The sequence below is a fragment of the Thaumasiovibrio clandestinus genome, assembly GCF_047250365.1.
Classification (GTDB): domain Bacteria; phylum Pseudomonadota; class Gammaproteobacteria; order Enterobacterales; family Vibrionaceae; genus Thaumasiovibrio.
On the sequence record NZ_JBLBVL010000042.1, the window covers coordinates 1 to 1,978 of the forward strand.

The window sequence follows — 1,978 nt, forward strand, 5'->3', positions numbered from 1 at the left end:
TGTCAGCGCCGATGTAAAAATGACCCACTAACGCCGATTTAAAATTGATCCACCTGAGGCAAACTATCCGTTCGTAAATGGACAAAGCGGCGGATTATGATCAATCAGGAGCAACTAGTGGAAATACACGTTTTACATCAGCAAGGGCAAAGCATCCGCCGCATCGCGAGAGATTTAGGTATCTCAAGGAATACCGTTCGCACTTATCTTCGAGACAGAAGTAAAGAGTCTGTGTATCCCGAGCGGCAATCTCGACCAACCAAATTACAGCCTTACCACGACTATTTGCGCACCCGCATTGAAGTCGCAAAACCTTATTGGATACCAGCAACTGTCTTACTTCGTGAAGTCAGAACGCTCGGCTACGAAGGTGGTATAACGATGCTCAAGGAGCACATCAAACAATACAAACCCAGCACGCCTGTCGACCCTGTGGTTCGATTCGAGACACAGCCTGGTGAGCAGATGCAAGTCGACTTCACGACCATCACGCATTACGGCGTACGTGTTAAAGCCTTCGTTGCTACGCTTGGTTATAGCAGAGCGACCTTCGTTCGCTTTTGTGAGCGAGAGCGTCAAGAAGACTGGGTTGACGGTCTTGAAGAAGCGTTTGAATACTTCGGTGGTGTTCCCAAAGAAGTTCTCTTCGATAATGCGAAAGCCATCATGATAGAGCGAGATGCTTACGGGGAAGGCAAACACCGATGGAACCCTATGCTGCTCACTGCCGCCAATAAATACAACTTCAAACCAAGAGCTTGCCGCCCTTATCGCGCAAAGACCAAAGGGAAAGTGGAGCGATTTAACTCTTACTTGAAAAGTAGCTTCGTCACCCCGCTTGCAGCGACACTCAAACAACACGGACTTAAAGTCACCGTCGATGTTCTTAATGGACATATCGGCGCGTGGTTAGAAACCGTCGCTCACCAGAGAATGCACGGCACGACGGGCACAATGCCTCAAGTTCTTCTAGAGAAAGAGCGCTTTACACTTCAGCCCCTTCCGTCACCGACACGCCCAATGGCACCGCTAACAATGAGTGATAATGTCATGCCAGTTGAGAGCTTCCAACATCCGCTATCAATGTATGATGCGTTGTTGGAGGTGCGAGTATGAACCTTCAAATGAATCGCATCGAAGCTGCTTGTGCAACGCTGAAGTTACAAGCAATGGGTCAGGAGTGGCCGAGACTAGCAGAAGTCGCCACCAATCGTGAGTTGAGTCTAGCCGATTACTTAGAGTCACTTCTAAACGCTGAGCTTGAAGCGAGAGCTGAACGCACAAGAGCAACGCTGACTAAATTCGCCAGCTTCCCTATGGAGAAAACGTTCGATGACTATGACTTCAAGTTCGCAACAGGTGCTCCAAGGAAACAGCTAAAAGAGCTAACAGGGTTGGCGTTCATCGAGCGAAAAGAAAACGTAGTACTACTTGGCCCAAGTGGTGTCGGCAAGAGCCATCTCGCGGTTAGCCTTGGTCAAATAGCAGTACAAAAGAGTCTAAAGACACGGTTCATCACAGCAGCAGACTTAATGCTTCAACTGTCTACAGCGAAAGCTCAGGGTAAACTTGAAAGCTACCTGAGGCGAAGCGTGCTTGCGCCAAAACTCCTTATCGTCGATGAAATCGGGTATCTACCGTTCGGCAGAGAAGAAGCGAACCTGTTCTTCAACGTCATCGCTAAACGATACGAGCAAGGCAGCATTATCGTAACCAGTAACTTGCCGTTCTCTCAATGGTCAAATGCGTTCGCTGACGATACGACACTAACGGCGGCATTACTGGATAGGCTTCTTCATCACTCGCACATCGTACAAATCAGCGGAGAAAGCTATCGATTACGAGGCAAGAAGGCTGCTGGAACCATACCAGCGGTTCTAGAATGCCTATCTGAAAGCAAAAGTTAATTACGTGAGTGGGTCAGTTTTACTTCGGCGATAACGTCGATAAGTGGGTCAAATTTAAACTGGCGTTGACA

At 48.4% G+C, this 1,978-nt stretch carries 2 protein-coding genes; both read left to right on the top strand.

From position 1 onward, the window contains the following. Positions 1-96: 96 nt before the first annotated feature. Complete coding sequence (gene istA, locus ACKLNH_RS20520; RefSeq protein ID WP_413114121.1) at positions 97-1,116, top strand: IS21 family transposase; 1,020 nt, start codon at positions 97-99, stop codon at positions 1,114-1,116. Then, positions 1,113-1,907 carry an IS21-like element helper ATPase IstB gene (gene istB / locus ACKLNH_RS20525; RefSeq protein WP_413114122.1) on the top strand — a complete coding sequence of 265 codons (795 nt, stop codon included), beginning with the start codon at positions 1,113-1,115 and terminating at the stop codon, positions 1,905-1,907. The genes istA and istB overlap by 4 nt, the downstream gene beginning before the upstream one ends. Positions 1,908-1,978: the final 71 nt, after the last annotated feature.